This window comes from Clostridium puniceum (assembly GCF_002006345.1).
GTDB lineage: Bacteria > Bacillota > Clostridia > Clostridiales > Clostridiaceae > Clostridium > Clostridium puniceum.
The window spans coordinates 38,256-64,284 of record NZ_LZZM01000167.1 but is presented as its reverse complement, the minus strand read 5'-3'; the positions used below and the strand labels follow the sequence as shown (position 1 = coordinate 64,284).

General features: G+C 28.6%; 23 protein-coding genes. 15 read left to right on the top strand and 8 right to left on the bottom strand.

Annotated elements, in window-relative coordinates; genetic code table 11:
- Nucleotides 1–196 precede the first annotated feature (196 nt).
- From CLPUN_RS29395 to CLPUN_RS13260, 6 genes are all read left to right on the top strand, one after another.
- The gene (locus CLPUN_RS29395; RefSeq protein ID WP_341425235.1) at nt 197–490 is read left to right on the top strand and encodes a PTS transporter subunit EIIB; all 294 of its coding nucleotides are present in this window, start codon (nt 197–199) and stop codon (nt 488–490) included.
- Entirely contained in the window at nt 487–1,518 is a 1,032-nt protein-coding gene (locus CLPUN_RS13280; RefSeq protein ID WP_341425233.1) for a glucose PTS transporter subunit IIA, read from the top strand. Before CLPUN_RS29395 ends, CLPUN_RS13280 begins: the two co-directional genes overlap by 4 nt.
- A 148-nt stretch (nt 1,519–1,666) precedes the next feature.
- Complete coding sequence (locus tag CLPUN_RS13275) at nt 1,667–3,601, top strand: family 1 glycosylhydrolase (RefSeq protein WP_077847746.1); 1,935 nt, start codon at nt 1,667–1,669, stop codon at nt 3,599–3,601.
- Between the two features lie 67 nt (nt 3,602–3,668).
- A complete protein-coding gene (locus CLPUN_RS13270) occupies nt 3,669–4,439 on the top strand; it encodes a sulfite exporter TauE/SafE family protein (protein ID WP_077847745.1) in 771 nt (256 codons plus the stop codon).
- A 469-nt stretch (nt 4,440–4,908) separates the two neighbouring features.
- Nucleotides 4,909–7,596: an alpha-L-rhamnosidase gene (locus tag CLPUN_RS13265; RefSeq protein WP_077847744.1), complete on the top strand. Its 2,688-nt coding sequence runs from the start codon at nt 4,909–4,911 to the stop codon at nt 7,594–7,596.
- A gap of 383 nt (nt 7,597–7,979) precedes the next feature.
- Nucleotides 7,980–9,260: an MFS transporter gene (locus tag CLPUN_RS13260; RefSeq protein ID WP_077847743.1), complete on the top strand. Its 1,281-nt coding sequence runs from the start codon at nt 7,980–7,982 to the stop codon at nt 9,258–9,260.
- Between the two features lie 239 nt (nt 9,261–9,499).
- On the opposite strand, the gene CLPUN_RS13255 is transcribed toward CLPUN_RS13260, so the two are convergent.
- From CLPUN_RS13255 to CLPUN_RS13235, 5 genes are all read right to left on the bottom strand, one after another.
- Nucleotides 9,500–10,561 (bottom strand): AraC family transcriptional regulator, encoded by a 1,062-nt coding sequence (locus tag CLPUN_RS13255; protein WP_077847742.1) that lies wholly within the window; start codon nt 10,559–10,561, stop codon nt 9,500–9,502.
- Nucleotides 10,562–10,724: 163 nt separating this feature from the next.
- Nucleotides 10,725–11,579 carry a metallophosphoesterase family protein gene (locus CLPUN_RS13250; RefSeq protein WP_077847741.1) on the bottom strand — a complete coding sequence of 285 codons (855 nt, stop codon included), beginning with the start codon at nt 11,577–11,579 and terminating at the stop codon, nt 10,725–10,727.
- A 42-nt stretch (nt 11,580–11,621) separates the two neighbouring features.
- Entirely contained in the window at nt 11,622–12,032 is a 411-nt protein-coding gene (locus CLPUN_RS13245) for an RIO2 family protein (RefSeq protein WP_077847751.1), read from the bottom strand.
- A gap of 394 nt (nt 12,033–12,426) precedes the next feature.
- Nucleotides 12,427–13,272 carry an alpha/beta fold hydrolase gene (locus CLPUN_RS13240; RefSeq protein WP_077847740.1) on the bottom strand — a complete coding sequence of 282 codons (846 nt, stop codon included), beginning with the start codon at nt 13,270–13,272 and terminating at the stop codon, nt 12,427–12,429.
- 227 nt (nt 13,273–13,499) lie between these two features.
- Nucleotides 13,500–13,961, bottom strand: a complete 462-nt coding sequence (locus tag CLPUN_RS13235) for a YdeI/OmpD-associated family protein (RefSeq protein ID WP_077847739.1) — start codon at nt 13,959–13,961, stop codon at nt 13,500–13,502.
- Between the two features lie 106 nt (nt 13,962–14,067).
- On the opposite strand from CLPUN_RS13235, the gene CLPUN_RS13230 reads away from it, so the two are divergent.
- From CLPUN_RS13230 to CLPUN_RS13220, 3 genes are all read left to right on the top strand, one after another.
- Entirely contained in the window at nt 14,068–14,742 is a 675-nt protein-coding gene (locus CLPUN_RS13230) for an aminotransferase class I/II-fold pyridoxal phosphate-dependent enzyme (RefSeq protein ID WP_077847738.1), read from the top strand.
- A gap of 86 nt (nt 14,743–14,828) precedes the next feature.
- Nucleotides 14,829–15,644 carry a MerR family transcriptional regulator gene (locus CLPUN_RS13225; protein ID WP_077847737.1) on the top strand — a complete coding sequence of 272 codons (816 nt, stop codon included), beginning with the start codon at nt 14,829–14,831 and terminating at the stop codon, nt 15,642–15,644.
- Nucleotides 15,645–15,914: 270 nt separating this feature from the next.
- Nucleotides 15,915–16,841, top strand: coding sequence for a ketopantoate reductase family protein (locus CLPUN_RS13220; protein WP_158078766.1), 927 nt, complete (start codon nt 15,915–15,917; stop codon nt 16,839–16,841).
- Between the two features lie 217 nt (nt 16,842–17,058).
- Here CLPUN_RS13220 and CLPUN_RS13215 read toward each other — a convergent pair whose 3' ends face one another.
- Nucleotides 17,059–17,823, bottom strand: a complete 765-nt coding sequence (locus CLPUN_RS13215; RefSeq protein WP_077847735.1) for a DeoR/GlpR family DNA-binding transcription regulator — start codon at nt 17,821–17,823, stop codon at nt 17,059–17,061.
- Nucleotides 17,824–17,984: 161 nt separating this feature from the next.
- Between CLPUN_RS13215 and CLPUN_RS13210 the strand changes: the two genes are divergently transcribed.
- The 4 genes from CLPUN_RS13210 to CLPUN_RS13195 all read left to right on the top strand — a co-directional run bounded on the left by CLPUN_RS13210 (nt 17,985) and on the right by CLPUN_RS13195 (nt 21,163).
- Nucleotides 17,985–18,770 (top strand): Cof-type HAD-IIB family hydrolase, encoded by a 786-nt coding sequence (locus CLPUN_RS13210; RefSeq protein ID WP_077847734.1) that lies wholly within the window; start codon nt 17,985–17,987, stop codon nt 18,768–18,770.
- A 173-nt stretch (nt 18,771–18,943) separates the two neighbouring features.
- Complete coding sequence (locus CLPUN_RS13205; RefSeq protein WP_077847733.1) at nt 18,944–19,651, top strand: DeoR/GlpR family DNA-binding transcription regulator; 708 nt, start codon at nt 18,944–18,946, stop codon at nt 19,649–19,651.
- 516 nt (nt 19,652–20,167) lie between these two features.
- Nucleotides 20,168–20,596 (top strand): SRPBCC domain-containing protein, encoded by a 429-nt coding sequence (locus CLPUN_RS13200; protein ID WP_077847732.1) that lies wholly within the window; start codon nt 20,168–20,170, stop codon nt 20,594–20,596.
- A 180-nt stretch (nt 20,597–20,776) separates the two neighbouring features.
- Nucleotides 20,777–21,163, top strand: a complete 387-nt coding sequence (locus tag CLPUN_RS13195; RefSeq protein ID WP_077847731.1) for an iron chaperone — start codon at nt 20,777–20,779, stop codon at nt 21,161–21,163.
- 24 nt (nt 21,164–21,187) lie between these two features.
- Here CLPUN_RS13195 and CLPUN_RS13190 read toward each other — a convergent pair whose 3' ends face one another.
- Nucleotides 21,188–21,799 (bottom strand): DUF2238 domain-containing protein, encoded by a 612-nt coding sequence (locus CLPUN_RS13190; RefSeq protein ID WP_077847730.1) that lies wholly within the window; start codon nt 21,797–21,799, stop codon nt 21,188–21,190.
- Between the two features lie 246 nt (nt 21,800–22,045).
- Between CLPUN_RS13190 and CLPUN_RS13185 the strand changes: the two genes are divergently transcribed.
- Nucleotides 22,046–22,849 carry an AAC(3) family N-acetyltransferase gene (locus tag CLPUN_RS13185; RefSeq protein ID WP_077847729.1) on the top strand — a complete coding sequence of 268 codons (804 nt, stop codon included), beginning with the start codon at nt 22,046–22,048 and terminating at the stop codon, nt 22,847–22,849.
- Between the two features lie 141 nt (nt 22,850–22,990).
- Here the strand turns inward: CLPUN_RS13185 and CLPUN_RS13180 are convergent, their stop codons facing one another.
- A complete protein-coding gene (locus CLPUN_RS13180) occupies nt 22,991–24,808 on the bottom strand; it encodes a methyl-accepting chemotaxis protein (RefSeq protein WP_143329053.1) in 1,818 nt (605 codons plus the stop codon).
- Nucleotides 24,809–25,253: 445 nt separating this feature from the next.
- On the opposite strand from CLPUN_RS13180, the gene CLPUN_RS13175 reads away from it, so the two are divergent.
- Complete coding sequence (locus tag CLPUN_RS13175) at nt 25,254–25,943, top strand: peptidylprolyl isomerase (RefSeq protein ID WP_077847728.1); 690 nt, start codon at nt 25,254–25,256, stop codon at nt 25,941–25,943.
- The last annotated feature ends 86 nt before the right edge of the window (nt 25,944–26,029 follow it).

Genomic DNA, 26,029 nt, shown 5'->3' with positions numbered 1-26,029 from the left:
AATACTTAACTATAAGACTCCTGAAGAGTTATTTGAAGCACACTTAGATAAAATTTATGCAGTTTAAGAAAATACAAGTGTTTAAGTCATAAATAGAAATTAGTTCAATTTGTTATTGCAATTTGCCAATTTTATTTTTTTATCAATTGTAAAGTATTTAAATCTTAAAAGAACAATTTAGAAGGAGTGAAAAATTATGGATTACAAAAAACTTGCATCCACAATTTTAGAAAAAGTAGGTGGAGAAAAAAATGTTATATCTGTAGGTCATTGTGCTACACGATTACGTTTTAACTTAAAAGACGATAAAAAAGCAGATACTGATTTTCTTAAAAACCTTAAAGGTGTTGTTGGAGTTGTAAATAAAGGCGGACAATATCAGGTTGTTATTGGAAGTGATGTTAGAGATGTATATAAAGCAATTTTAGATTTAGGATCATTCAATACTGGTGAGAGTGACGGTGAAAAGGAGAAGATAAGGGAATTATGACAAGAGCATTAGATACAATTGCTGGTATATTCTTCCCAGTTGTTCCAGCACTTACTGGTGCTGGTATGTTAAAAGCTGTAATGGCTCTAGCAGTTGCATTTGGATGGCTTTCTCCTAAATCAGAAACATATCAATTTATAAACTATATTGGTGATACTGCATTCTATTTTTTACCAATACTACTAGCATCCTCAGCTGCAAAGAAGTTTAAATGCAACGAATATGCAGCAATGGCTATAGGTGGAGTACTGTTACATCCAACCTTTACTACAATGGTGGCTAATGCAAAAAAAGCAGGAGAAGTATTACACCTTTTAGGAGCACCGGTTTCATTGGCTTCTTATAGATCATCAGTTATTCCTATTATTTTAGCAGTTTGGTTTATGTCTTATGTTGAACCATTTGCTGATAAGATTATGCCAAAAACAATAAAAATATTTGGAGTACCATTACTTAGTCTAATGATTGTTGCACCAGTAACCTTCATTGCTTCTTTTATACTTGGAATAGATGAACCAGCTCAAGATACAAAAAAATCAGAAGATAAAGTGGAAGTAGCAATAGATGTAAATTCAAGTGGAGTTATTTATGCTCCTATTAAAGGAAAATCAGTAGAACTTAAGGAAGTTAGTGATCCAGTTTTTGCTGAAGGTATTATGGGTAAAGGTGTAGCGATTATTCCAGAAGAAGGAGTTGTTTATGCTCCAGTAGATGGTGCGATTTCAGCATTGTTTGAAACTAAACATGCTATTGGAATTACAAGTGATGATGGAATTGAAATATTAATTCATGTGGGAATAGATACAGTTAAACTAGGTGGAAATCATTTCACAGCGTTTATTCAAAAGGATCAAAAAGTTAAAAAAGGTGATAAGTTATTAGAATTTGATATGAATGCAATTAAAAGAGAAGGTTACGAAATAATTACACCTGTTCTTATTGCAAACACAGCTGATTATGCTGAGGTTTTAGGTATAACTGATAAAGATGTTAAAGTTGGCGATGCTTTAATTAAGTCAGCAAAATAAAATATCAACAAAAAGTTATAAAATTACTAAAAAATAAGTTACAAAATTATATAAGATTAGTTGCTATGGGCTAATTATGTGCATAGCAACGGATCAAATCTAATATATAAAGAAAAATATGTAGAGAATATAGGAAGAAGGTTTTTTAATGAGCTTTTCAAAAGATTTTTTGTGGGGTGGAGCAACATCAGCTAATCAATATGAAGGTGCATATTTATCAGGAGGAAGAGGAATAACTACTCTTGATGTTCTTACAGTAGGAAGTCATACAAATCCGCGTAAGGTTATTTATAAAACTAAAGAAGGCGAAATAAAGGAAGCAGGAAGACTTGATGCTCTGCCAGAAGGAGCTGTTGGATATATAGATTTAGATACATATTATCCTAGTCATGAAGCTGTTGATTTTTATAAACATTTTAAAGAAGATATAAAATTATTTGCTGAAATGGGCTTTAAATGCTTTAGACTATCTATAAGTTGGACAAGGATTTGCCCTAAAGGAACCAAAGAATTAAACGAAGAAGGGTTAAAGTTTTATGATGAAGTATTTGATGAATTATTAAAATATGGAATTGAGCCTGTTGTTACAATAAATCATTTTGATACTCCAATGCACCTTGCTGACAATTATGATGGATGGTCAAGCAGAGAAGTAGTTGATTATTATGTATTTTTCTGCGAAACAATCTTCAAAAGATATAAGGATAAAGTTAAATATTGGATGACATTTAATGAAATAAATTTCCTTAGATGCTGGGTTCATATTGGTATACACAATACTGATGATCAAACTAAGTATCAAGCGGTTCATCATTTACTTGTAGCAAGTGCAAAAGCTGTTAAATTAGGTCATGAAATTAATTCGGAGTTTAAAATAGGAACTATGGTTTGTTATATTCCAAGCTATCCAATGACTTGCAAACCAGAAGATGTTATGGAAAATATAATTTTTCAAAGACAAGTAGAATTCTACCTAGATGTTCAATGCAAGGGATATTATCCTAACCATAAGATTAAGGAGCTTGAAAGAAAAGGCATTACAATAAAGAAAGAACAAGATGATGATGAGATAATAAAAGAAGGTATCGTTGATTATATCGGTTTTAGCTACTATATGTCTACTGCATCCACAACAGATAAAAACGCAGAAAAGACAGGTGGAAATAACATGATGGCATATAAAAATCCATATCTGGAAGTATCAGATTGGGGCTGGTCAGTTGATCCGCTAGGATTGCGTATTTCATTATGTCAAATGTATGAAAGATATAATTTACCATTGTTTGTAGTTGAAAATGGTCTTGGAGCTGTTGATAAGGTAGAAGCAGATGGTTCAATTAATGATAAATATAGAATTGAATACTTAAAAGAACATATCAATGCTATGAAAGATGCAGTTGAATTAGATGGTGTTGATTTGATGGGATATACTCCATGGGGATGCATTGATTTAGTAGCTTGGAGTACAGGAGAAATGAAAAAACGTTATGGCTTCATTTATGTGGATATGGATGATGTAGGAAATGGTACTCTTAATCGAAGTAAGAAAAAATCCTTTGATTGGTATAAAAAATGTATTGAGTCAAATGGAGAAGATTTATTGATTAGGACTGCAAAGGAATCTGGAATGGATGAAAAAGTTTTAAGAGAATATGATGAAAAGCTTGCGAATAGTAAGTTTGATGAAACTTCACAGCTTAATGAAGATGGATTAGGATTGAAGATTTACAATGGATACTCAGATACTATATTGAAGATAGTTCAAGAAGGACCTTGTATTCTTATGGAAAGAGGGGCAGATATAGTCTTAAAGGGTAGGGTAGATTTCTTAAATGTCTATGCTTATGCTTCAGGCATTGATAAAAAAGTAGACCGATGCGAACGTATTGCTGGAATTCCTAAGAAAGATGCACCTGAGTTCATAGATAGACAAGTTATGCAGAGAAAAATTTATTACCATACATTTTCGAGCATCGAAAGAGGTAAGATGAGTGAATATGATTTATGTGTAAATACTGATACATTTACTGTGGATTCATTAGGTATGGAAAAGAGTGCTGAAATAATAAAAGCAGCTTTATAAGATTATATTTAAAAATACTTATGCTTCAATCTTGGAGCTAAGTATTTTTAATAAGGAGATAATTATAATGATAATATTAATTTATGTAATTATTATATTAATTGCCACAATTTCAGGAGCCATATCAGGTCTTGGCGGAGGTGTAATAATCAAGCCGTTATTTGATATGCTTGGTTATCATAATGCAGCTGCAATAGGATTTTATTCATCAGTTGCTGTATTTGCAATGAGTATTGTATCAATAAGCAAACAATTAACAAATGGCTTCGATTTTCAATTAAAAACTGTTTTGTGGATATCTATTGGTTCATTAGTTGGAGGAATATTTGGAGAGGATATTTTTAATAGAGTTACTTACTCTTATGAAAATGGTGTTGTTAAAGTCATTCAAGGACCTTTACTTGTAATTACTTTAATTTGTATACTAGTTTATACACTGAATAAAGATAAAATTAAATCCTATCATTTAAAAAACTTACTTTCTGTTTTTTTTGTTGGTTTTCTTTTAGGTTCAATTTCAGTTTTTTTGGGAATAGGAGGGGGGCCATTAAATGTTGCGCTTCTAATGTTGCTATTTTCATATACAATTAAGGAAGCTGCAATCTATTCTATTGCTACTATTTTCTTCGCCCAAATATCAAAGTTAGGTAGTGTGATAGTTTTTAATAAATTGTTTGAATATGATTTATCCTTGATACCATTTATATGGGTTTCAGCCATTATTGGAGGATTCATTGGCACCATAATTAATCAACAATTAGAAGAAAGAAAAATTGAAAGATTTTATTTATTTTTAATTGTATTACTATTATTTATATCTGGATATAATGTAATTTGAAATTTGTATAATTCTACAAAGTTGCTACTTTAATAAGCTTATAACTTTTCCAAGCTGCCTACCAACAGTGTGGCACTATTGAAAGAAACATAATAGCAAAAGGAATTTTCTAAAATTATATCTATACAGATTTTTAGCCTTATGTTTGTATTATTCATAAGCTGATAAATTAGTATAGTATTTTGATTCTATATTGATTTATATTTTTATAGGGTGCCTCGATGTGATTTAGAACATCGAGGCACTTATTTTATCTGTACTCGAATATTTATAAAATTAGTGGAATTTACGTTATGCTAGAAAAAACAAAGTTAACAATTATTCTGATATAACAGAATAAAATAAAACTTATCATAAGTCGTATAAGACATTACAATTAGTCGTTAAAAAAATATACAATATATAATACACTTTAAGAGTGAAGCTTAAAAAATATAAATAAAATTAATTATTAAATGAGGGGATAGAGATGTTCTTAATAAAAAAGTGTTTTACCAATAGTAGTGATAAAAAGACTGTTATAGGAAATAAAAAAATATTTTTTGGATGGCAAATGGAAGCTGATAGAAAAAATGTTGTTCAAAAAGCATATGAAATTAAGCTATTTGGTAGTAAAAATGAATTAATATGGAAAACGGGAAAGGTTCAAAGCAGCCAATCAATTAATGTATATTATAATGGCCCAACATTAGAAAGTAGAAATGAATATTACTGGAAGATAACTGCTTGGAATAATTATGATGAAGCAGCTAAAAGTGATTTGATTAATTTTGAAATTGGAATAAATTCAGAGGATTGGAAAGCAAAATGGATTGAAGCTGACATGAAAATTAAATCTAAAAAAGAAGATTTTAATTTTGAGAAAGTTTTTTCATATCATCCTAATCCAAACGAAATAGAAAATATTCCATTGGATCCACCTATAATATTTTTAAAACAATTTTCAATAAAAAATAAGAAAATAAAGAAAGCTAGAATATATGCTACTGCCCATGGTGTTTATGAGGCAGAGCTTAATGGAAAAAAAGTAGGGAATGAATACCTAGCGCCTGGATTTACTACTTATCCTAAGTTACAGTATTACCAAACCTATGATATTACAAATCAGATTAAGAAATCTAAAAATGAAATAAAAATTACAGTAGCAGATGGTTGGTATAAAAGTAGAATTGGTTTGGCTGGAATAGGTCATCAATTTGGTGATAATGTTTCATTACTCGCACAAATTGAAATAGAGTACACCGATGGTGAAAAACAAATTGTAGGAACTGATAGTTCATTTAAAGCCGCTATAGGTCAAATAGAATATTCTGATTTGTTTATTGGTGAAAAACAAAATCATATGGAAAAAGTAATTAAACATTTTGAAGTTATTGAGAAGGATTATGGATATAAGCAATTAAAGGTTGATTTAGCTGAGCCGATAAAATGTATTGAAACAATTAAGGCTGTAAATATAATTACAACTCCAAAAGGCGAAAAAGTTATTGATTTTGGAAGAAACATAGCCGGTATTGTTGAAATTAAAGTAAAAGGTTCAGAAGGTGATGTTGTTCAATTACAACATACTGAAGAATTAGATTTAGAAGGTAATTTTTTTGTTAATACTATGGGGCAAAATAAATTTCAAACAACAACATATGTCTTAAAAGGTAGTGAAGAAGAAGTATTTATGCCTAAATTTACTTATCAAGGATTTAGATATGTTAAAGTTATAGGATATTCAGATGAACTTAAGAAAGAAAATTTCGTAGCTCATGTACTATCTACTGATTGTAAAAGAACTGGATATGTTGAAACTTCTAATCAAAAAATTAATAAGTTGATAGAAAATATTTATAATTCACAAGAAAGCAATTTTGTTTCAGTGCCCACAGATTGTCCTCAAAGAGAAAAAGGTGGATGGACAGGAGATGCACAGATTTATACTCCAACTGCAATTTTTAATATGAAAATAGACAACTTTATGAGGCGCTGGCTTGAAAATATGAGAGCAGATCAATATGAAAATGGACAAATCCCAGGATTAATACCATGGATAGAATCTGATAATATGCTTTCTAGTGGTTTTGGAAATATAAGCACTGCGGGATGGGCAGATGCATGTATCATTATTCCATGGCATTTATATATTCAATATGAGGATATTAATTTTCTTAAGGATAACTACGAAATGATGAAAAAATGGTTAATCTATGTTGAAAAAAGATGTGCTTCTAATATAACAGAAGAGTCAAAAGAATATGAAAATTATGTATGGGACATGGACTTTCATTATGGTGATTGGATGACTCCAAGCTGTGTTAAGGAAGATGGTAGTTTAGAGCCTATGATTTCTGCACAATTAACAAAAAATCAAGTTGCAACTATGTATTTTGCATATTCTTCAGAGCTTTTATCAAATATTGCACATATATTAAATAGAGAAGAAGATAAAATATATTACGCTGGTTTATCTAAGAAAGTAAAATATGCATTTAATGAAGCTTATGTAGATGATGAAGGCAAGATTTTAAATGATTTACAAGGCTTATATGTTTTAGCAGCGCATTTAAAAATGGGTAGTGATGAAGTAAATAAAAAATTTATAGATAGGTTAAAATTTAAGATTAAGGAAAATAATAATAAATTAGATACAGGGTTTTTAGGAACGCCAATATTATTAGATGTGCTAACTAATTATGGTGAAAAAGATTTAGCATATAAGCTATTATTGCAAGAAGAATGTCCATCATGGCTGTATATGGTAAAGCAAGGAGCAACAACTATATGGGAGTGTTGGGATGCAATTAAACCAGATGGAAATAGGAGTATGATATCCTATAATCACTATTCATTAGGAAGTGTACAAGATTATATAGTTCGTAAAATTGGTGGGCTTGTAAAATGCCCAGAGGAAAGCAGTAAATTTATAATTGAACCAGCTTTAGAATCGCCCTTTGAATATTGTAGCTTATCTTATGAAAGTCCATATGGAAATATAGAAGTTAGGTGGGACTTAAGAGCGTGTAGGAATGAAGTAAATATAGTAGTTCCAATAGGTGTTACAGTTATACTTAGAATAGTAAATCAAGAGGATAGGGAATTTGGCTCAGGAGTATATAAAATGAATTATATAATAGATCCGTTTTCAGAAAAATATTCAAGTAGAGCTTAAAGAATTATATTCTAGATTAAGAGTAATTGAATAAGAAAACTTTAAATATTTATAAACCTATATAAGAGCATGGATTTGATTTGAGATTCATGTTCTTTTTTATATGTTTATAAATGAACGATAGGATAAATTTAATATTACATATTAAAAAGTCATTAGAATTAAAGGAATAATAAAATGTACAAACTTAAATTCAGTTGTGGTAAATGTTATGATTAGTTGTTAAACAATTAAATAGAATGTATTAAAATGTTTACATGAAAAGCTTTTCTAAAGGAATGATACAAGTTATTTATTGAAAAAGTGAAGGAACTAACAAATAATGAATTAAGATTATTTTAATCCTAAAGCAAAAATATTATAAATTGAAAAGGAGTAATAAAATGAAAGATTTAACTATTTCAAATAATACAAAAACACCTTTTGGTAAATTACTATTTGGTATGTTAATTGGACAATCAACTTATACTATGGCAACAGTAATTCCTTTAGCAATACTTTTAACATTTAAGTTTTTGGAGATTGATCCACAAAATGTTACAGTTGATTTTAGTTTAGCATCTGGGGTAGGTGCATTAATAGGTGTTGTTTTTAATTATATAGGTGGTGCAATAAGTGATAGAACAACTTTCTTCTTTGGGCGTAGACGTACTTGGATTCTGATAGGGGCATCATTGGGCGCAGCTTCATTAATGGGTATTGCACTAACTAAAAGTGTTACGATGGTAGTTGTATTTTGGAGTACTGCACTTGCAGCCTATTCAACTGCATTTGCAGCTTATTCAGCTTTATTTTCGGACCAGGTAGAAGAAAAACGCAGAGGTACAGCATCTGGAGTTATAGGGTTATTTAATCCGGTAGCTATACTTGTTGGGATGATAATATTAACAGCCTTAAATAATCTTAGTTTAACTATGAAATATGGTGTAGTAGCTGCTATTTCATTAATTGGAGCATTAACAACTTGTATACTTGTTAAAGATGAACCAATTAAACATTATATATCAAATAAAGATTCAAATAATTCAACATTAGAAGAAAAGTTGTCTAAACTTTATCCAAGTCCCAAAAAATATCCTGCATTTACGTGGGGAGTAATAACACGTTTACTTGTTTGTACAGCTTTTGCTAGTCAAGTATATGCTACATTATATTTTATGCAAAAGTTTAATATATCTAAGGAAGAGGTAACAGGAGTAGCAACTTTAAACTCATTGATACAAACAATAGGTCTTGGAGTTTCAGCAGTTTTAGGTGGTATGCTTTCAGACAAATTCCGTAAGCAAAAACCTTTTGTAGCAGGTGCAGCTGTTGTAGTTGCTATTGGTGTATTTACTGCTGCTATAGCGCCTTCAATACAAGTTGTATTTATAGGAACAGGTATTTTAGGCTTTGGATATGGCGCTTATATTGCGGTAGATATGGCTCTAATTGCCAGAATATTACCCAATCCACAAGATGCGGCTAAAGATTTTGGAATAATGAATATTGCAGGTCAATTACCTCAATCTATAGTTCCAGTGGTCGCACCAGTATTGATAGGAGCAGGTGGATTTACATTACTATATGGTGTTCTTGCAGTTTCAGGTCTTTTAAGTGCAGCAGCAGTTGCTCCAATTCCAGAAATGCCTTCAAATCCTGTTGAGGAAGTAGCTATAGAATAAAGATATAGAAGGTTAATAAATTCATAGTTTAAAAAGGTGTAAAACTTAATTTTAACGATTAGGAGTTATACCTTTTTATATTAAATTATCTGCTATTCTATTTTTTCGTTAATATTTAAAGCATCATTTGGATATTTTTTAGTTTTTGTTTAAAAGATAAAATATTGATAGACTATCTTCTCTTTATGCTGGTTGTCTCATAAATTTGAATTTCATGTTGTTATCTATATTAATGCAGGTTATTCATTAGAAAAGTTTTTTCTATACTCAGTAGGATTGCAGCCAAAATATTTTTTAAATATTTTATAAAAAAAGTTTGTATTTTCATATCCTATACTATTAGCTACTTCGATTACTGGGATATTTGAGTTCTTTAAAAAAAATGCTGCTTTTTTTAGTTTTGCTTCTTGTAAGACAAAGGTGAAATTATTTCCAGTAAATTTTTTTATCACTGTACTTAAATAATTGGGATGAAAATGAAAATGCTCGGAAACAGAAGTTAAAGTTGCATCTTTGCAATTATTTTGTATATAAAGAATTATATCTGTAATACCAGCATTCTTAAGTAAATGACGACTTTTAGTATTGGTATGATTTTCATATACCCTAAGAAGCTCAGAGAAAATTATGATCATATAACTATTAATAACTTCATCAGAACAAAGCGATTTATCAAAATATTCACAAAGAACGTCTTCCATTAATTTAGAAAGTTTTGCAGATTCACTAGAATTAAATAATATATATTCATTAAAATCGTTACTATAGTAAAGTGCTCTAATAAAAAAGCTTGATAGTAAATCGTTTCCTGATAAACGATCTATTAAAATGTTATCAAGGTGCTTTTTACTCATAAGACAATTTACGATAATATCATTTTCAGATGCAGGCTCAATTGAATGTAATACATTAGTATCTAATATACATACATCCCCTTTATTCATAGCTATAGTTGTACCATTTACAACTTGATTACACTTGCCTGAATAAACATAAACCATTTCTATATAATCATGATGATGTTCTATAATTTCGCCAAAACGAGGATGACAAGTGAATATAATACCATTCTTTGGATGAGGTATAGTCTTAGTTTCAAATTGTTTTTTGGGATTTATTAAAAAGTCCTCCAAATTGTCATCATTAATTAAAGGGAATTTTCTCATTAGATTTTTATCAAAGAATGTGTTTTCAATAAAAGATTTTATAGCTTGCATGTCATTATTATTTTTAAAATTTAAAAGGTATTTTTCGAAAAAAGTGTGTTTTTGTAAAAAATTATTAAGTTCAAAAGAATTCATATTATCACCCTTTAACAGTTAATAGTATTAAAATATTTTTAATACCAGTACTTTAACATAACAATAGATAAAAAACAAATTTATTGTTGTTTCTTTACTTTGTTTGGAATATAAGGAGGTATTGACTTTATAAAGTTAAATTTGATTGCATATTAAGCTACAATCAGTCTGCATTGTCTTTATCAATTTTAAATTTATCAAGGAGTTTTCCTTTAGAACTAATTGAAGAGACTTCAATACCACTTGCAATAATATCAACTACAACGAAATGATATTTAGCTATAGGAGCTATTATAATTCCTTTTTTATCTTTAAACTTATCCCTGAGTGTTTCTCCACTGCCGCCTGTAATAACTTGATAAATACTTTTTTCGTACTGTATTTTTCGTCTAGAATAATTATGTTCATGGCCTGAGAATACCAGATCTATATTATAGTCATGAACAATCCTCCAGAAAGCATCTCTATTCTGAGGATATAAGTCCAAGCAATGTCCGTAATGTGCTCCTGTAGGAAAAGCAGGAGAATGAACAAAAACAATCTTATTTTTTACATCTGCAGAAGCGACTTCTTTAAACCAAGAAAGCTGTCTTTTTTCGATTTTGTTTATTTCGTTAAAGTGGAAGGCATTTAGTATTATTAATCTGACATCTTCATAATCTACATAAAATACGGTTTTGTTATAACCATCAAGATATGTATTAGGAAGCATATCATTATAAATTCTTCTAAAGATTCTTTCACAATTATCATCCTTAGGTTCGTTATTTACTTCATGATTGCCTACAACAGGAATTAAAGGTATCCCTGGATAATATTTTTCTATTAAATCTCTTAAAGTTTGAAGCTGATCCACTAATACGTTGTCTATGCTACTGCCAGCAATGTTATCTCCACCTAATACTATAAAGTCAGCCCTAGGTGTTAATTTACAAGACTCATTTAAAAGTTTTATTAATATTTTTTTATTAATACCATTTTCTTTTCCTTTTGAGTCACTTAAAATTAAAAATCTCATTTTTATATCACCACCAAAACATTATAAATAATTAATTAAATTTTAATACATCTTTTTATATTTTTTCTTTGAGTAATTTATCCATTGAGCATATAAATTTGGTCTGTTGTTTTTTAAAAATTTAAAAAAGTCTTCTTTGTATCCAATATCCTCTAAACCACTAATAAGTAAACTTGGAATGGTTGATTTTTTCTTCATTGCTTTGGCCGTATCTATAAGTTTAAGTTCTGTGGAAGGCATTACAAGGATATGAAATATTGCTGCATCCTTTCTTAAATAGCCGACATTAACTATGGCTTCATATAGTTCTATGAGTTTTTTTGAAATTTGAGAAGTTAAAATTTTTTCCTTTAATAAATATTCGTTTAATTCAATGCCATTAACATATTCTCTTATGATGTAGTTTACACCGAATTCGTAAAGTTGAGGGAAGTGTACATCTTTTTGAGACATTAGTAAAGTTTTTACTTCATTATTACATTCTTTATTTCGCTTAAAAACTTTTATGCATTTTTGAGAATCTATTCTATATACCTTACCTTGGGTACCTTTGCCTATAAACTCTAAATTTTTTATATCTATATTTAACTTAATGTTAATCGCCTGCTTCAAAAATAATCATAATATCAAGATATGCAAGGAAATATGTTTTTGTAACATCTAAATTATAGAGAGAGGGAATAATAACTAAATAAAATGAAATAATAAAAAAAGAAAAGAATATGAGAGGAATAAGGACGAACTTATTACCTATCATATCTTTTTCTTTTAAATTTGTTTTAAGCCCTATGAAGTTTGTAAAAATCTAAGTACTAGATTTTTAATGGCTTTTTAGCCTAAGTAGATTTTATATAGACTTATAGAATTTCTCAATAGCCTGTACAAGTTCCTCTGGTCTCTCAAGTTGAATCCAATGACCAGCACCATTAATTTCATAATAAGAGAATTTTGCACCAATATATTTTTCTGAATTTATCATTTGTGCTTTACTAAGATATAAATCATTAGTACTGTAGATTCCTAAAACAGGCACTTTAACAGTTGTAGGTGTTTCCTTATCCTTTGGTACTGCATATTTTGGATCAAGATTTGCACGATACCAGTTTAAAGCTGCAGTGAAACGCCCAGGTCTTTCTAAATCTGGAATCCAATTTTTATCCGCTTCTGGATTATTATCCGTAAACATTCTAAGCATTGCCCAATTATTTGCTGAAAACATGTTTTCTGCTCTGCCCTCAAATAAATTTGCCATGGTGTACCAACCTTTTTTCTTTTGTTCAAAACCACCATCATTTAAATAACTCATGGGATGTCCAACTGAAATTGCAACGTAAGATTCCAACATCTGAGGGCAGGCTATGGAAAAAGCCCATCCGATATTGGCACCCCAATCATGTCCAATTAACCGTATTTTTGAGTTTACTTTTAATGCAGCTAATATAGAAAGGGCATCTTTAACTATGTTTTCTACACGGTACTCTTCTACATTTACTGGAGCATCTGTTTCTCCGAACCCTCTTTGGTCAAATGCGATGACACGATATCCTTTTTCTAATAACAATGGAATGACTTTTCTCCAGGTTTTAAGTGAATCGGGATAACCATGAAGGAGCAAAACCGGTTCACCTTTTCCTTCATCGAATACATTAAAGTTCAAACCATTTACATGAAGTTTTTTTGTTGAAAAATTCATTTCTTTTCCTCCTTAATTCTCGATATAGGAAAAGAATAACATATAATACTGTTTTTGTCTTTGGACAGTTTTATAAATGTGATGTAAAATTATTTTTAAATGATAACTACAGACTAAACACTTTTTATGTGTTCATTCAACAGGCATCATTTTAATTAATGAATTAACTTCAAAATGAAATCGTTATTTAAAAATTGAGCAGTTAAATTACCGAAAAACTATTCGTATTAGCGTAGTTTTTTCACTTCAGCTAATAAAGAAACTGACTCTATGATACGTTTTAATTTAGTTTCTTGACGTTTAGCCGAAGTGATCCATGATACATATTCCTTCTGAGCAGTATATGAAAGTGATTGGAAGGTGGCTACAGCAGTTTCGTTATTATTCATTGCAATAGCAAAATCTTCAGGAATTTCCACTGAGCGTTCTTCATCATCCTTTTCTAAAGTTACGAATACTTCATCACCAAATCCTTTTTCAATTCTTTTTCGAATCTCTTGTGTAAGACCAAGCATGTAACAGCCACCCATGCTTACAAGGGAACCTCGATATTCAACACCATCAAAAGTTGCTTTCACTTTAACACGTTTTGAACCAAACACTTCTTTAACGTCAAATGGTGGTTCTACATAAGCCGCATTTTTGTTTTCATGTTGTTTTATAATTGTCTTGAATTCATATTTAAACAATTTGACACCTTCTTATATTAGTTTATTAGATTGAACAATAATTTACTTTTAGTTATTATATCAAATATCTGATAAAATTAATCCATATAAAGATTTTTATCATTGCATGGATAAAACAATTTCAATTTATGGAAAGAAACTTTTTGAATATTCTTCGCCAAAAGGTATGATTGAACTGATTAATGTTTTGACTAAACACTTAATAAACTTTCAAATATTTACTAAGCCTGAAAACATATTTATTACAAATGGTTCACAACAAGCGTTATACATTCTTGGGGTTATGCCATTTCCAAGTAGCAAATTAAAGATTCTTGTTGAGCAGCCTACATATTCAGTGATGTTAAACATATTAGAAAATGCTAAGATTCCCGTTATTGGCATTAAAAGAACCAATGACGGTATAGATTTAAATACATCTATTCTTACACAAGGGGAACTTGAAGTTTATTTAAAAAGCAGCATGTACAAGTTTCATGTAAGAAGAACAAAAGAATTTTATAGAAACAAAATGGGTATTTTAAGAAAACTATGCAATAAGAATTTAAATGATAAAATAACCTGGTATATACCTGATACTGGATTATATGCGTATATGGAGGTGAAAGAAGTTTCTTCACACAACCTTGAAAACAACCTTTTAAATAGCAAGATACTTGTAAGCAGTACAAATAATTCCTATATTGAAGGTTTCAAGCATACTGAAGGTATACGATTATGTGTATGTAATGCAAGTGAGGAAGAAATAATAAGAGCAGTTAATGTAATTAATATGCAGTAAAATTAAAAAAAGAAGAGTTTAACTATTGACTTTAACCTTAACTGGAAGGTTTATACTATATTTGTCGACTGAAAGGAGATGGAATTGTGTACACTATTGGACAATTTTCTAAAATTGGAAGAGTTTCAACTAAGACACTTAGGTATTATGATGAGATTGATCTTTTGAATCCTGCACATATAGACCAATGCAACCAATATAGATATTACTCTGATGAACAAGTCTCAAAAATAATTTTTATATCTGAATTGAAAGAGTATGGTTTAAAATTGGAAGAAATCAAAGTAATCATTGATAAACAAGATACTAATTTATTAAAAAAATTTCTTGAAAGCAAAATAAATGAAATTGATATGAAAGTTCAAAACAATTTAAAATTAAAGGATTTTATTGAAGAAAAAATTAAAAAAATTGATTTAGGAGGCAATATTATGGAGTTAAACAAAGATTTAAAAGTTGATTTAAAAGAAAAGCAGTCATTAATTGTTATGAGTAGGAGAGCAACTACAAGTATGAGTAACATTAGTAGTGTTATTGGTAAAGTATTTGAGGATATTTTTAAAATGAATCTTCAACCGACAGGTCCTATTATGACATCCTATTATGACAGGGAATTTGAGGTTGAAAATACAGATTTAGAAATTTGCATCCCTATAAATAGCAGCATAAATACTGAAAAGAGTGATAAAATAAAGGAATTTCCAGGAGGGTTACATGCATGTTGTACATTTGTAGGACCGTATTCTAAATTAGGAGAAGCCTATGCTAAGATTATGAAATGGATTGAAGAAAATGGGTATAAATGTATTGGAGCACCTTTTGACATATATTTGACAGGTCCAAGGACTGCTAAAAATCCAAATGAGTTTGTAACTGAGGTTTGCTTTCCAGTAAGTAAATAGTTTTTTTATTGAAATTCTGAGTGTTTTGAAGTAAAAATTAAATAATGTTTATATTAAAGGTTAAGTAGTTCTAAATAAATTACACTATGTTAAGTAGAGGCAGCTGAAAAATATATTAAAATTCCCTTAAACTTAGGTTTTGGGGAATTTTTCATGGATTATAAGAATTAATTAGTATAATATAAAGATAAAAAACATTTATAATTTATATCTATAGTTTTGTAGATAAGTAGTTTTATTAAAATAATAAAAACAATGGAGGTATTTATTATGGTTATTGCAATTATTGGTGCAGGTGCTATGGGATGCTTGTATGGAGCATACTTAAGTAAAGAAAATGATGTGATTATGCTGGATAGCTATGAGCCACAAGTTAATTCAATAAATCAAAATGGAGTTACACTTATAGAAGCAGATGGCAGTGAAAAAGTATATAAAAATGTAAAAGCATATAAATCTGGAACTTGTAAAGACTCTGTAGATCTAGTAATTGTATTTGTTAAGAGCACATATACAGAACAGGCACTTGAAGAAAATAAAGATTTATTTGGCAAGGATACATTTGTTATGACGCTGCAAAATGGAGCAGGTAATGATCGAAAAATAAAAAAATATGTTAATCAATGCAATATAATTATAGGAACATCAAAACATAATGCTGTAAATTTAGGGGAAGGAAAAATAAAACATGGAGGTTCTGGAATGACTACTATTGGAAGCAATTATAATGCAGATAATGTAGTTGAAGCAGTAGCTTCTTGTTTAGGAAAAGCTGGGATTGAGGTAGAAGTATCAGATGATATTCAAAGGATTATATGGAGCAAGCTATTTGTGAATCTTTCTATTAATACATTTACTGCTTTAATTCAAACACCTATTGGTTATATGATACAAAACGAGAGTGCATGGAACTTTGCAAAGCGTCTTGTCTATGAAGCTGTTGAAGTTGCAGAAGCAGATGGAACATATTTTGACAGAAGGGAAGCTTTAGAAATGGTGCGTGACGTATGTACCAAAGCTGGGACGGGATATTCATCTATGTATCAAGATAGGAAGAAAAAAATCAAGATGGAAATAGATGCTATAAATGGTGCTATTGTTGAACAGGCAAAACTTTATGGTGTACCTACTCCATATAATTCATTAATAGTGGATTTAATACATGCTGTAGAGGGAGCTTATGACTTATATGATTAAGATTTTTAACAAAAAATGAATTTAGAACTTATTATTATCATAGAAAGAACTTTTTATGATAATTAAATTTTATAAAGATATTATATCTAAAAAGATGTAATATCTTTTTTATAGCCTAGCATACCATAATTATTAGGGCAGTGCATTTATTAAAGCAAGACAATAGTATTATTTTAATAAAAGTTTAGTTATGTCTTTAAGTACATATTGCACAGTTTTAAATTAAATTTATATCGTATTGTTCCAGCAAAGTCATTACAGTATTATTAGGTGCAGTTTCTGTAATAATACTGTGGAAATCTGTTATATTTGAAAAATTGAAAATTCCATCTAGATTAAATCTTTCATTTTGTGTTATTAGAAATAATTCTTTAGATATTTTCATAATTGCTTTTTTAGTACCAGCATCCTCAGATTCACTAGTACTAATACTTCCATCTCGCAGATCTATTCCACTACATCCTATAAATGCTTTATTACAACGATAAAGTTTTATTTGTTCAATGGAATGAGAACCTATATTTCCACCTACAAGGGGATTGTAATCACCGCCGATAAAAATAACGTGTATTTGCGAATCTAAGCTAATCATTGATGAGATTTCAACCATATTTGTAATTAAAGTAATGTTTTTATTGTTTTGTGCAATCAGCTTTGCAAGCAGATAAGAAATACTAGATGCATCTAAAAAAATCGTATCACCTTCTTTTATTAGTTCATATGATTTTTTTGCAATTATTTCTTTTAAATCTGTATTCTTTTCAACTCGTTTGAAGAAACTCTCACCATTTACTATAGTACGTTTTATATTAATAGCACCACCGTAAGTACGTTGTAGCAAGTTGTTTTTTTCTAAAACTTGAAGATCTTTCCGAATCATACTTTCACTTACTTCAAATTGTGTACTTAAATCTTTCACCAATATCTTTCCATCTCTTTCTAATAGATCTAAGATATGTTTGTGTCTTTCTTCAATAAACATAATTTCCTCCAATTTATTCTCATTTACTTCTATTTTAACAATCATAATGTTAAAATGCAATTAAATTAATTGACAAATGAGAATAAATGAAATAAAATGACATTAAACGGTAATAAATTGTATAAAATAAGAATAAACTATATAGAGAGGAAGATGAATTTATGGATAAGGCAGTATTTTTTGATATAGATGGAACTTTAATGGATTGTTTAAATGGAATAACAGACATTACTCCTAGAGTAAAAAAGGCTATACGTGCATTGCAAGCAAAAGGAAATTATGTTTTTATTGCCACAGGAAGACCGTATGCTTTTCTAAATGAAGCTTTAAATAATTTTGGCTTTGATGGTTTTATACTTACTAATGGAGCATATGTAAAAGTTAAAGATAAGTGTATATATAAGGAAGCTATTAAGAAAGAACTTGTAAAAGAATTAGTATGTAATTTTGAAAAACTGAATATTGAATATATATTGCAGGGAGAAACATATTCATATATTAAAGATGAGCATAAAAAACTAAATTCATTTTATGATTCTTACGGTATACCTAAAAAATATTTAGAAGGTAATTACAATCTTGAAGAGGTAGACATATATAAAATTGAAATGTTATGTAATGATAAAAAAGGAAGAGATTATTGTTTATCATTAGGAAATGGTAATTTTGATTATGTTCATAACGTAGAAGAAGGTTCCTTTGAATTATATTCAAAAACAAATTCAAAGGCTACTGGAATTTTAAAAGTATTGGAGTGCTTAGGTATTCATTTAGAAAATAGTTATGCTTTTGGTGACGGAAAAAATGACATAGAAATGTTATCTACAGTAGGCTGTGGAATAGCTATGGGGAATGCTGATGATTATGTAAAAAGTTATGCTAAAAAAGTTACAGATACAGTACAAAATGATGGAGTAGCTTTAGAAATAGAAAAGTTTATTTTATAAGTGAGATATCCAATTTTATATTTGGTTAATCGAACTTACTCGGCGAACAAATGTACTTCCAGTTTCCTTAAAAAAATAAATAAGTCATTTAGAATTAAAAACAATTTTAAATTTTATTATGAAGTGTGCTGATTAAATTGTTAAAATCTTTAGATATTGAAAGAAGAACTAAAATGGCCCAATTAATTATGTTAAAAGGAAGTATATCAGTTAAAGAACTAGCTGAAGAATTTAATATTTCTGCTGAAACTATTAGAAAAGATTTAATATTATTAAAAAAAGATAATAGTATAAATAAAAACTATTGTGCTGCTATATCACCTAATTATTTAGAAAGTCATTTTGATGATAAATTGTTAAAAAACATAAGTGAAAAATTTAAAATTGCTCAAAAAGCGGTTGAAATGATCCACCAAAACGGTGTTGTTATTTTAGATTCTGGAACTACAGTTCTACAAATTGCTAAGTTATTAAATCTTAAAAGTGACCTAGTCATTGTTACAAGTTCATTAATTTTAGAAAACACTAAAAATCAACTCATTGTAATTGGTGGAGAATTGCAAAAAAAGAGTATGTCTTTCGTTGGGAATTTGGCAACGAAAGCTATAGAAAATATACATGCTGATATAGCATTTGTAGGCTATGATGGATTTCATAAAGATGGTCCTAGCTCTAGATCATATGGAGAATTAGAAGTTAAGCAGAGAATTTTTAAGAATTCTAAAGAGGTTGTTTTAGTAACTGATAGCTCAAAGTTTAGCCGGAATGGTTTATATAGATTTGCAACTTTTGATCAATTTAATTATTTAATAACTGACACAAATATTAAGGAGGAAGAACTTGAACTACTTTCAACCAATATTGAAGTTATCATCGTATAGTGGTTTTACATAAAAGGATTATTATAATATATGTCCTTTAAAAATATAGATTATACTACTTTCAGTTAGTGTATAATAAAAAAATAAAGTATTTAAAGATTTACTAAAATGTGGTGATGTTTTGAAGTGCTCATATGAGAAGAGAGAATAATGCACCTAGTATAAAGTATAGAATAACAAGGAATATTAAATTAAGTTAACTTAGGATCTATTATTCCTTTTTAGATGAGTGTAATTATCAGAAAATATTGAATATTGACGCAATAATTCGATTATAGTATATTGATATTAATGTGAGAAAGTATAAAAATAAGTGATAATTAGCAATTGTAATAACTAATAAGTTTACACAAGGAGTCTTGAAGAATTGGAGATTTTATTCAATTGAACAGTTAACTCAGTGTAAACAATATGAATTAATTGGTTGGAGCAAATTTTGTTATAAGATATTAAAAATATTAAGAGAATATTCTTTGAAAAATATAAGATTTTATTTAAGTAGAAGGAGAGTAAAATATGAAAGATGAGAGTAAGCAAACAATAACTGTTAAAACAATAATTAATGCGCCAGTAGAAAAAGTATGGGAATATTGGACAGAACCAGAACATATAAAAAAATGGAACAATGCTTCTGATGACTGGCATACATCTTTTTCAGAAAATGATTTAAGAGTTGGGGGAAAATTTCTTTCAAGAATGGAAGCTAAAGATGGAAGTTCAGGATTTGATTTTTGGGGTATTTATGATGAAGTGAAATTATATGAGACAATAGATTATACTTTAGGTGACGAAAGAAAAATTAAGATTACTTTTGCTAGTAAAGAAAAGTATACAGAAATAACTGAATCTTTTGAAGCTGAAAGCATTAATTCTATTGAGCTGCAACAAACAGGTTGGCAGGCAATTTTGGATAATTTTAAAAAATATACTGAAGAATCAATTTGATTTAATAAATTTAAATTTATTTTATTATGGAGATTAGTTCCTTTTGCCTTGGTGAGGTGCTAAATGCAACTAATTCTCTAAAGTCACAAAGGGGTATAGATGAATTGCTTCATAATAAAGAAAATCGAAAATTTAAAATTATAACAAGCATATGGATGAAGAATAACGAAGGGATAAATTATGGAAGAAAATAAAATAAAATTTAATACTATTGATGAATATATAATACAATTTCCAATCGAGGTTCAGGAAACACTTAAAACACTAAGAAAAGTTATAAAAGAAGCTGCACCTGAAGCAGAAGAAAAGATAAGTTACAAAATGCCCACTTTTATATTACATGGAAATTTAGTTCATTTTGCTGGTTATAAAAATCATATAGGATTTTATCCAGCACCCAGTGGAATAGAAGCATTTAAAGAAGAATTATCCCAATATAAAGGAGCAAAGGGATCAGTTCAGTTTCCTATAAAAGAACCATTGCCGTATGAATTAATAATTAAAATTGTAAAATATAGAGCTATGGAAAACATGAAAAAAGCTGAAGAAAAATTGAGGAAGAATTAATATTATATTATTTGAATTTCAAGTCTATTGCTTTAAGTTATTTTGGGATCCATTTAGCTTGCGGAAATAATATATTATTGAAGTAATCAAAGCTGCTACAATTTTTATAATAAGATCTGTAGCAGTATCTTCAAGTCCACCATTTACCATATTTGTCTTAAAAAAATAATCCCATAAGAACTCGAAAATTTCCCATAAGGTACCTAGAGTAATTGAAAAGCAAAAAGCAAATATTAAGCTGAAAGTAGCAAATCGTTTAATACTCACATGCTTTTCTTTTTGAATAACTCCTTGGATTAGATATAAGGCAATAATAACTACATAACCGCCAAATACTCCATGGAGAAATAAATCCCACCACCAAAACCTAGAATAAAATTTCAGAAATTCTCCAAAGTATAGCGTAAGTAAAATAAATATTACTGTTATTGGTTGAAAATTAGATGGAAGCATTAATTTTTTTTTATTAGCAGCATATGTAATTATAAAAGGAAGTATAATGCATATAATTGCTTGAACTAGTAGGAGTAAATTATTCCATTGTTTTGAAATAGTATTAAGAATTGCAGTAACTATTAATATTATTTCAAATAGTATTGTAATTCCAATAGCGAGCTTACTTTTCTTATTAATCATTAAAATTTACACTCCTTATTTATTATAATATTAAAAAAGCTATAACTATATCTTATCCATGTTTACTAAAAAATATGGTATAAATTAAAATTTATTTACTAACTTTATGTTTTTTTCAGAGGATTTATATTTATTTTATAAAAATTTTGAGAAAGCTGAGTTATGAACTATTTCTAAATAATAGAATACCTATTATTGAATAGTATGTTCAACTAAGTTTGCAATATAAAAGGGGGAGGAATAAAAATGGGAGAGAAAAAAGAAACAAGGATAATATTAACTAAGGAAGAGTTAATAGAAGGCTTTAAAAATTGTGGAGTAGCAAAAGGTCAGGCAATATTTGTACACACGTCGTTAAAAAGTTTAGGATTTGTTGTAGGTGGTGCTGAAACATTAATAAGAGCACTTCTTGAAATTGTAGGAGAAGAAGGCACTTTAATGATGCCTTCTCAAACCTGGAAAAACCTTGATCCATCAACTGGAGTACATTGGAAAGAACCAGAAGAATGGTGGCCTATAATTCGTGAAAATTGGCCAGCTTATGATAAAGAAATTACACCTGCAATCAATATGGGGGCAGTTGCTGAAATGTTTAGAAAATGGCCAGGAGCAAAAAGAACAAATCATCCAGCTAGATCTATAGCAGCAGTAGGTAAATATGCAGAGTACATTACAAAGGATCATGATTTAAGTAATATCTTTGGTGAGAATTCACCTGTAGATAAATTATATAAATTAGATGGTTATGTTTTACTTATTGGGGTTGGATATGAAAAAAATACATCTTTACATTTAGCTGAAACAAGAGCAAATTTTTCAAGTAAAAAATTTACTGATGAAAGCAGTGCAATAATGATTAATGGCAAAAGAGAATGGGTAACATATAATACTCAAGTCGTAGATGATGAAGATTTTATAAGGCTGGGACAAGAGTATGATAAAGAAAAGAATATAAAAGTCAATAAGGTTGGGAATGCTGAGGTAAGATTTATAGGGCAAAGGGATTTAGTAGATTGGACGATTAAATGGATGGAGAAAAATAGAGTTTAGAGAATTAAAAAGCTGTAAAACATGAAAATTAATATACTTTATTGACATAGGAAAAACCTGATTTCTATACGAAATATAATATTCATATAGAAAGCAGGTTATTCTATTTATTATATATTTATAGGATAAGCTTTTGTTGGATTAATTTTTCAATTTATAGATTGATAGCTTGTCATTTATTAATTGTGATTGAGAAGCTAATTCTTGAGTAGATGCAGCAGTTTCTTCAGCTGTTGCTGAATTTGTTTGAACTACATCTGATATTTTATGAACTCTAGATGTCATTTTTTCTATTGCATCAGCCTGATCTTTAGATTCAGTAGCAATTTGTTTTACTAAATTAGCAGTATCATCCACGTTTTTAACTATTATATTTAAAGCATCTGCAGTTTCCTGTGCTAATTTTTCTCCACCCATCACCGCGTGTAAGGAATTGGAAATTATAATTGTAGTGTTTTTAACTGCTTCAGAAGATTGAGCTGCAAGTCTTTTTACTTCATCAGCTACAACTGCAAAGCCTTTTCCAGCATCTCCAGCTCTAGCAGCTTCTATAGCAGCATTTAATGCTAAAAGATTTGTTTGAGAAGCTATTTCTTCTATAGTATTTACAATTTCAGCAATTTGTTTTGAAGAGTTAGTAATTTCTTTCATTGATTTCATTAAATCATTCATTTTACTGCGTCCATCAGTAACAATATCTTTTGTCTTATCTGAAAAGCTATTAGCTTTATATGCGTTGTCAGTATTTTTTTGAACTTGTGTTAATATTTTAGTGAAGCTTGATAATAAATCTTCTACAGCTTCTGCTTGAGAGGCAGAACCTTCGGAAAGCATCTGAGTAGTTCCAGATAGTTGTTCTGAACTATTTGCTATAAGACCAATTGCTTCACGTATTTGATGAAAAGTAGAATTTAAACTGGTAACAATTCTAGCAAGTGATTCTTGAATAGGAGAAAAATCACCTTTATAGCATATGGAATTATCTAAATTTATATTTAAATCTGAGTTTGATAATCTTTCTAATGTACTTGTAATATCATTTACATATGAAGTCAACATTTTTAAGGAGGTAATTAAATCATTACACATTTCACCCATTTCATCATTAGAAGTATAAGTAGAATCTATTTTTAAATTTCCTTCCAATAAGTTTTTTGATATATTTTTTATATTATTAATTCCTTCAATTAATTTTTGTCTTAATAATTTTTCGACTAGACTTGCGATGAACAATATTATTATTATGAAAATAATAATAGCTATTACACTTAAGTTTCTATATATATTGGAACTACTTACAAACTTCTCAGCATCTACTTCAGATTGGTTAGATATATCCTGAATAATATTTTGATTAAGTTCCATTGTTAGTGAATATGAAGATTCAAGAAGTTTTATAGCTCTTTCTTTTTTGCCCTCTTTAATTAAATTACAAGCATCTTGTCTAATAGGTTCTAATATTTTAATATTTTCTGAGAGTGATTGCAACAAGGTATTATCTTCGGCGGATATTTTATTTAATGTTTCAATATTCTTTTTTAAATCTTCAGCTGCTGCATTTGAAAGATCTATACTGTAATTTCTTTTTGAGGTCTCATTTGTTGATATAGCCTTATATAGATTATCGTCTAAATCCTTTAAATTATATTTTATATTAGAAATAGTATTTGAAACTGCATATGGTGAAGTATATAATTTATTAGTTCTTGAAGCCATAGAAATAATAGATATGGTTGAACAAATCATAGCTATAGCCGTTAGTATTATTATGAATTTAAAAGAATTAGATATCTTTTTTTCAATTGATTCATTTTCAATAAATAAAAATAATTTTTTAAAGATTTTACTATTTTGTAGTTTAGAAAAAATTTTTTTATTAAGTAGATTGATTTTAGGCAAGTTAAATGTTTTTTTTGTAAGCTGGTGAGTTTTATGTTTTAATGATAATTTTTTGAACATATGTGGCCACTCCCTTTATTAACATTTTACAAAAACTTAATATGAAAATAATTTACACTAAGTTTTTTATAGAGTTATTAAAAATAAATAAATTTTGGTAATGAATTTGTTTTATAAAAATATAAATAATTTTAATTATATCTATAATATAATTATATCAAGTTATGAATACGTTTTACAATATTAATTTAATAAAATATAAAATATTTTATTAAAAAATAAAATAAAATATCTTGTGGCAGAAAACATGTCCTTAAATTTTGATTTAGTTAAAAAAGTATTTATGAGTATAGAAGAGTTACTAAATTAAAATACTTAATATATGGATTTATAGAAAGAATACTTAGAAATTTATAAATGTGAATTTATAATTAACAAATGTGAGTAAGATGAAAAGTTATGATATACTAAGGTTATTGAAATATGAATATAAGGTGGAAGAAATATGAAGATAAGAAGTAGAAGTAAATATTTAAGTTTGATTTTAATAACTATACTAATGGGTTCGTTTGTATTAATGGGATGTGGAAATAATAAAAGTAATACAGCTAAAACAGATGAATCTGCTCCTAAAAGTGAAAGTACTAATACAGAGTCAGAGTCAACAAAAGAAAATAAAAATCTGCCAATAGCTACGATAACTGTAGAGGGATATGGTGTTATGAATGTTGAGCTATATCCAGAAATTGCGCCAAATACAGTTAATAATTTTATTTCTTTAGCTAATAAAGGTTTTTATAATAATTTGAAATTTCATAGGATAATTAAAGATTTTATGATTCAAGGTGGAGATCCTAAAGGTAATGGGACTGGTGGTCCTGGATATTCAATTGAAGGTGAATTTACATCAAATGGATTTGCAAATAGTTTAAAGCATACTAAAGGGGTAATATCTATGGCGAGAGCTCAAGATCCTAATAGTGCAGGAAGTCAGTTTTTTATAATGTCAGGAGATTCACCGAATCTTAATGGAGAATATGCGGCTTTTGGTAAGGTTATTTCAGGCATAGATGTTTTAGATAAGATTCAAAGTGTAGAAATCAGTTCTAATGATGCACCTAAAAAAGATGTAATTATTACATCAATAACTGTTGATACAAAGGGTGTAGAATATAAAGAGCCAAAGAAAAAGTAGAAATGAAAGTTTACTGAATAAAAATATATAATATAAATAAAATGTATCATAAGGTAAAACTAAAAAGTTTATCTTATATGGTACAT

Coding starts and splice junctions, on each gene's coding strand:
- CLPUN_RS13185 (WP_077847729.1), top strand. CDS start 22,046: ATGGGAGAGAAAAAAGAAACAAGGATAATATTAACTAAGGAAGAGTTA.
- CLPUN_RS13205 (WP_077847733.1), top strand. CDS start 18,944: ATGGCCCAATTAATTATGTTAAAAGGAAGTATATCAGTTAAAGAACTA.
- CLPUN_RS13215 (WP_077847735.1), bottom strand. CDS start 17,823: ATGTTTATTGAAGAAAGACACAAACATATCTTAGATCTATTAGAAAGA.
- CLPUN_RS13265 (WP_077847744.1), top strand. CDS start 4,909: ATGTTCTTAATAAAAAAGTGTTTTACCAATAGTAGTGATAAAAAGACT.
- CLPUN_RS13255 (WP_077847742.1), bottom strand. CDS start 10,561: ATGAATTCTTTTGAACTTAATAATTTTTTACAAAAACACACTTTTTTC.
- CLPUN_RS13195 (WP_077847731.1), top strand. CDS start 20,777: ATGGAAGAAAATAAAATAAAATTTAATACTATTGATGAATATATAATA.
- CLPUN_RS13240 (WP_077847740.1), bottom strand. CDS start 13,272: ATGAATTTTTCAACAAAAAAACTTCATGTAAATGGTTTGAACTTTAAT.
- CLPUN_RS13275 (WP_077847746.1), top strand. CDS start 1,667: ATGAGCTTTTCAAAAGATTTTTTGTGGGGTGGAGCAACATCAGCTAAT.
- CLPUN_RS13245 (WP_077847751.1), bottom strand. CDS start 12,032: ATGTCTCAAAAAGATGTACACTTCCCTCAACTTTACGAATTCGGTGTA.
- CLPUN_RS13220 (WP_158078766.1), top strand. CDS start 15,915: ATGGTTATTGCAATTATTGGTGCAGGTGCTATGGGATGCTTGTATGGA.
- CLPUN_RS13250 (WP_077847741.1), bottom strand. CDS start 11,579: ATGAGATTTTTAATTTTAAGTGACTCAAAAGGAAAAGAAAATGGTATT.
- CLPUN_RS13200 (WP_077847732.1), top strand. CDS start 20,168: ATGAAAGATGAGAGTAAGCAAACAATAACTGTTAAAACAATAATTAAT.
- CLPUN_RS13190 (WP_077847730.1), bottom strand. CDS start 21,799: ATGATTAATAAGAAAAGTAAGCTCGCTATTGGAATTACAATACTATTT.
- CLPUN_RS13180 (WP_143329053.1), bottom strand. CDS start 24,808: ATGTTCAAAAAATTATCATTAAAACATAAAACTCACCAGCTTACAAAA.
- CLPUN_RS29395 (WP_341425235.1), top strand. CDS start 197: ATGGATTACAAAAAACTTGCATCCACAATTTTAGAAAAAGTAGGTGGA.
- CLPUN_RS13260 (WP_077847743.1), top strand. CDS start 7,980: ATGAAAGATTTAACTATTTCAAATAATACAAAAACACCTTTTGGTAAA.
- CLPUN_RS13280 (WP_341425233.1), top strand. CDS start 487: ATGACAAGAGCATTAGATACAATTGCTGGTATATTCTTCCCAGTTGTT.
- CLPUN_RS13270 (WP_077847745.1), top strand. CDS start 3,669: ATGATAATATTAATTTATGTAATTATTATATTAATTGCCACAATTTCA.
- CLPUN_RS13175 (WP_077847728.1), top strand. CDS start 25,254: ATGAAGATAAGAAGTAGAAGTAAATATTTAAGTTTGATTTTAATAACT.
- CLPUN_RS13230 (WP_077847738.1), top strand. CDS start 14,068: ATGGATAAAACAATTTCAATTTATGGAAAGAAACTTTTTGAATATTCT.
- CLPUN_RS13210 (WP_077847734.1), top strand. CDS start 17,985: ATGGATAAGGCAGTATTTTTTGATATAGATGGAACTTTAATGGATTGT.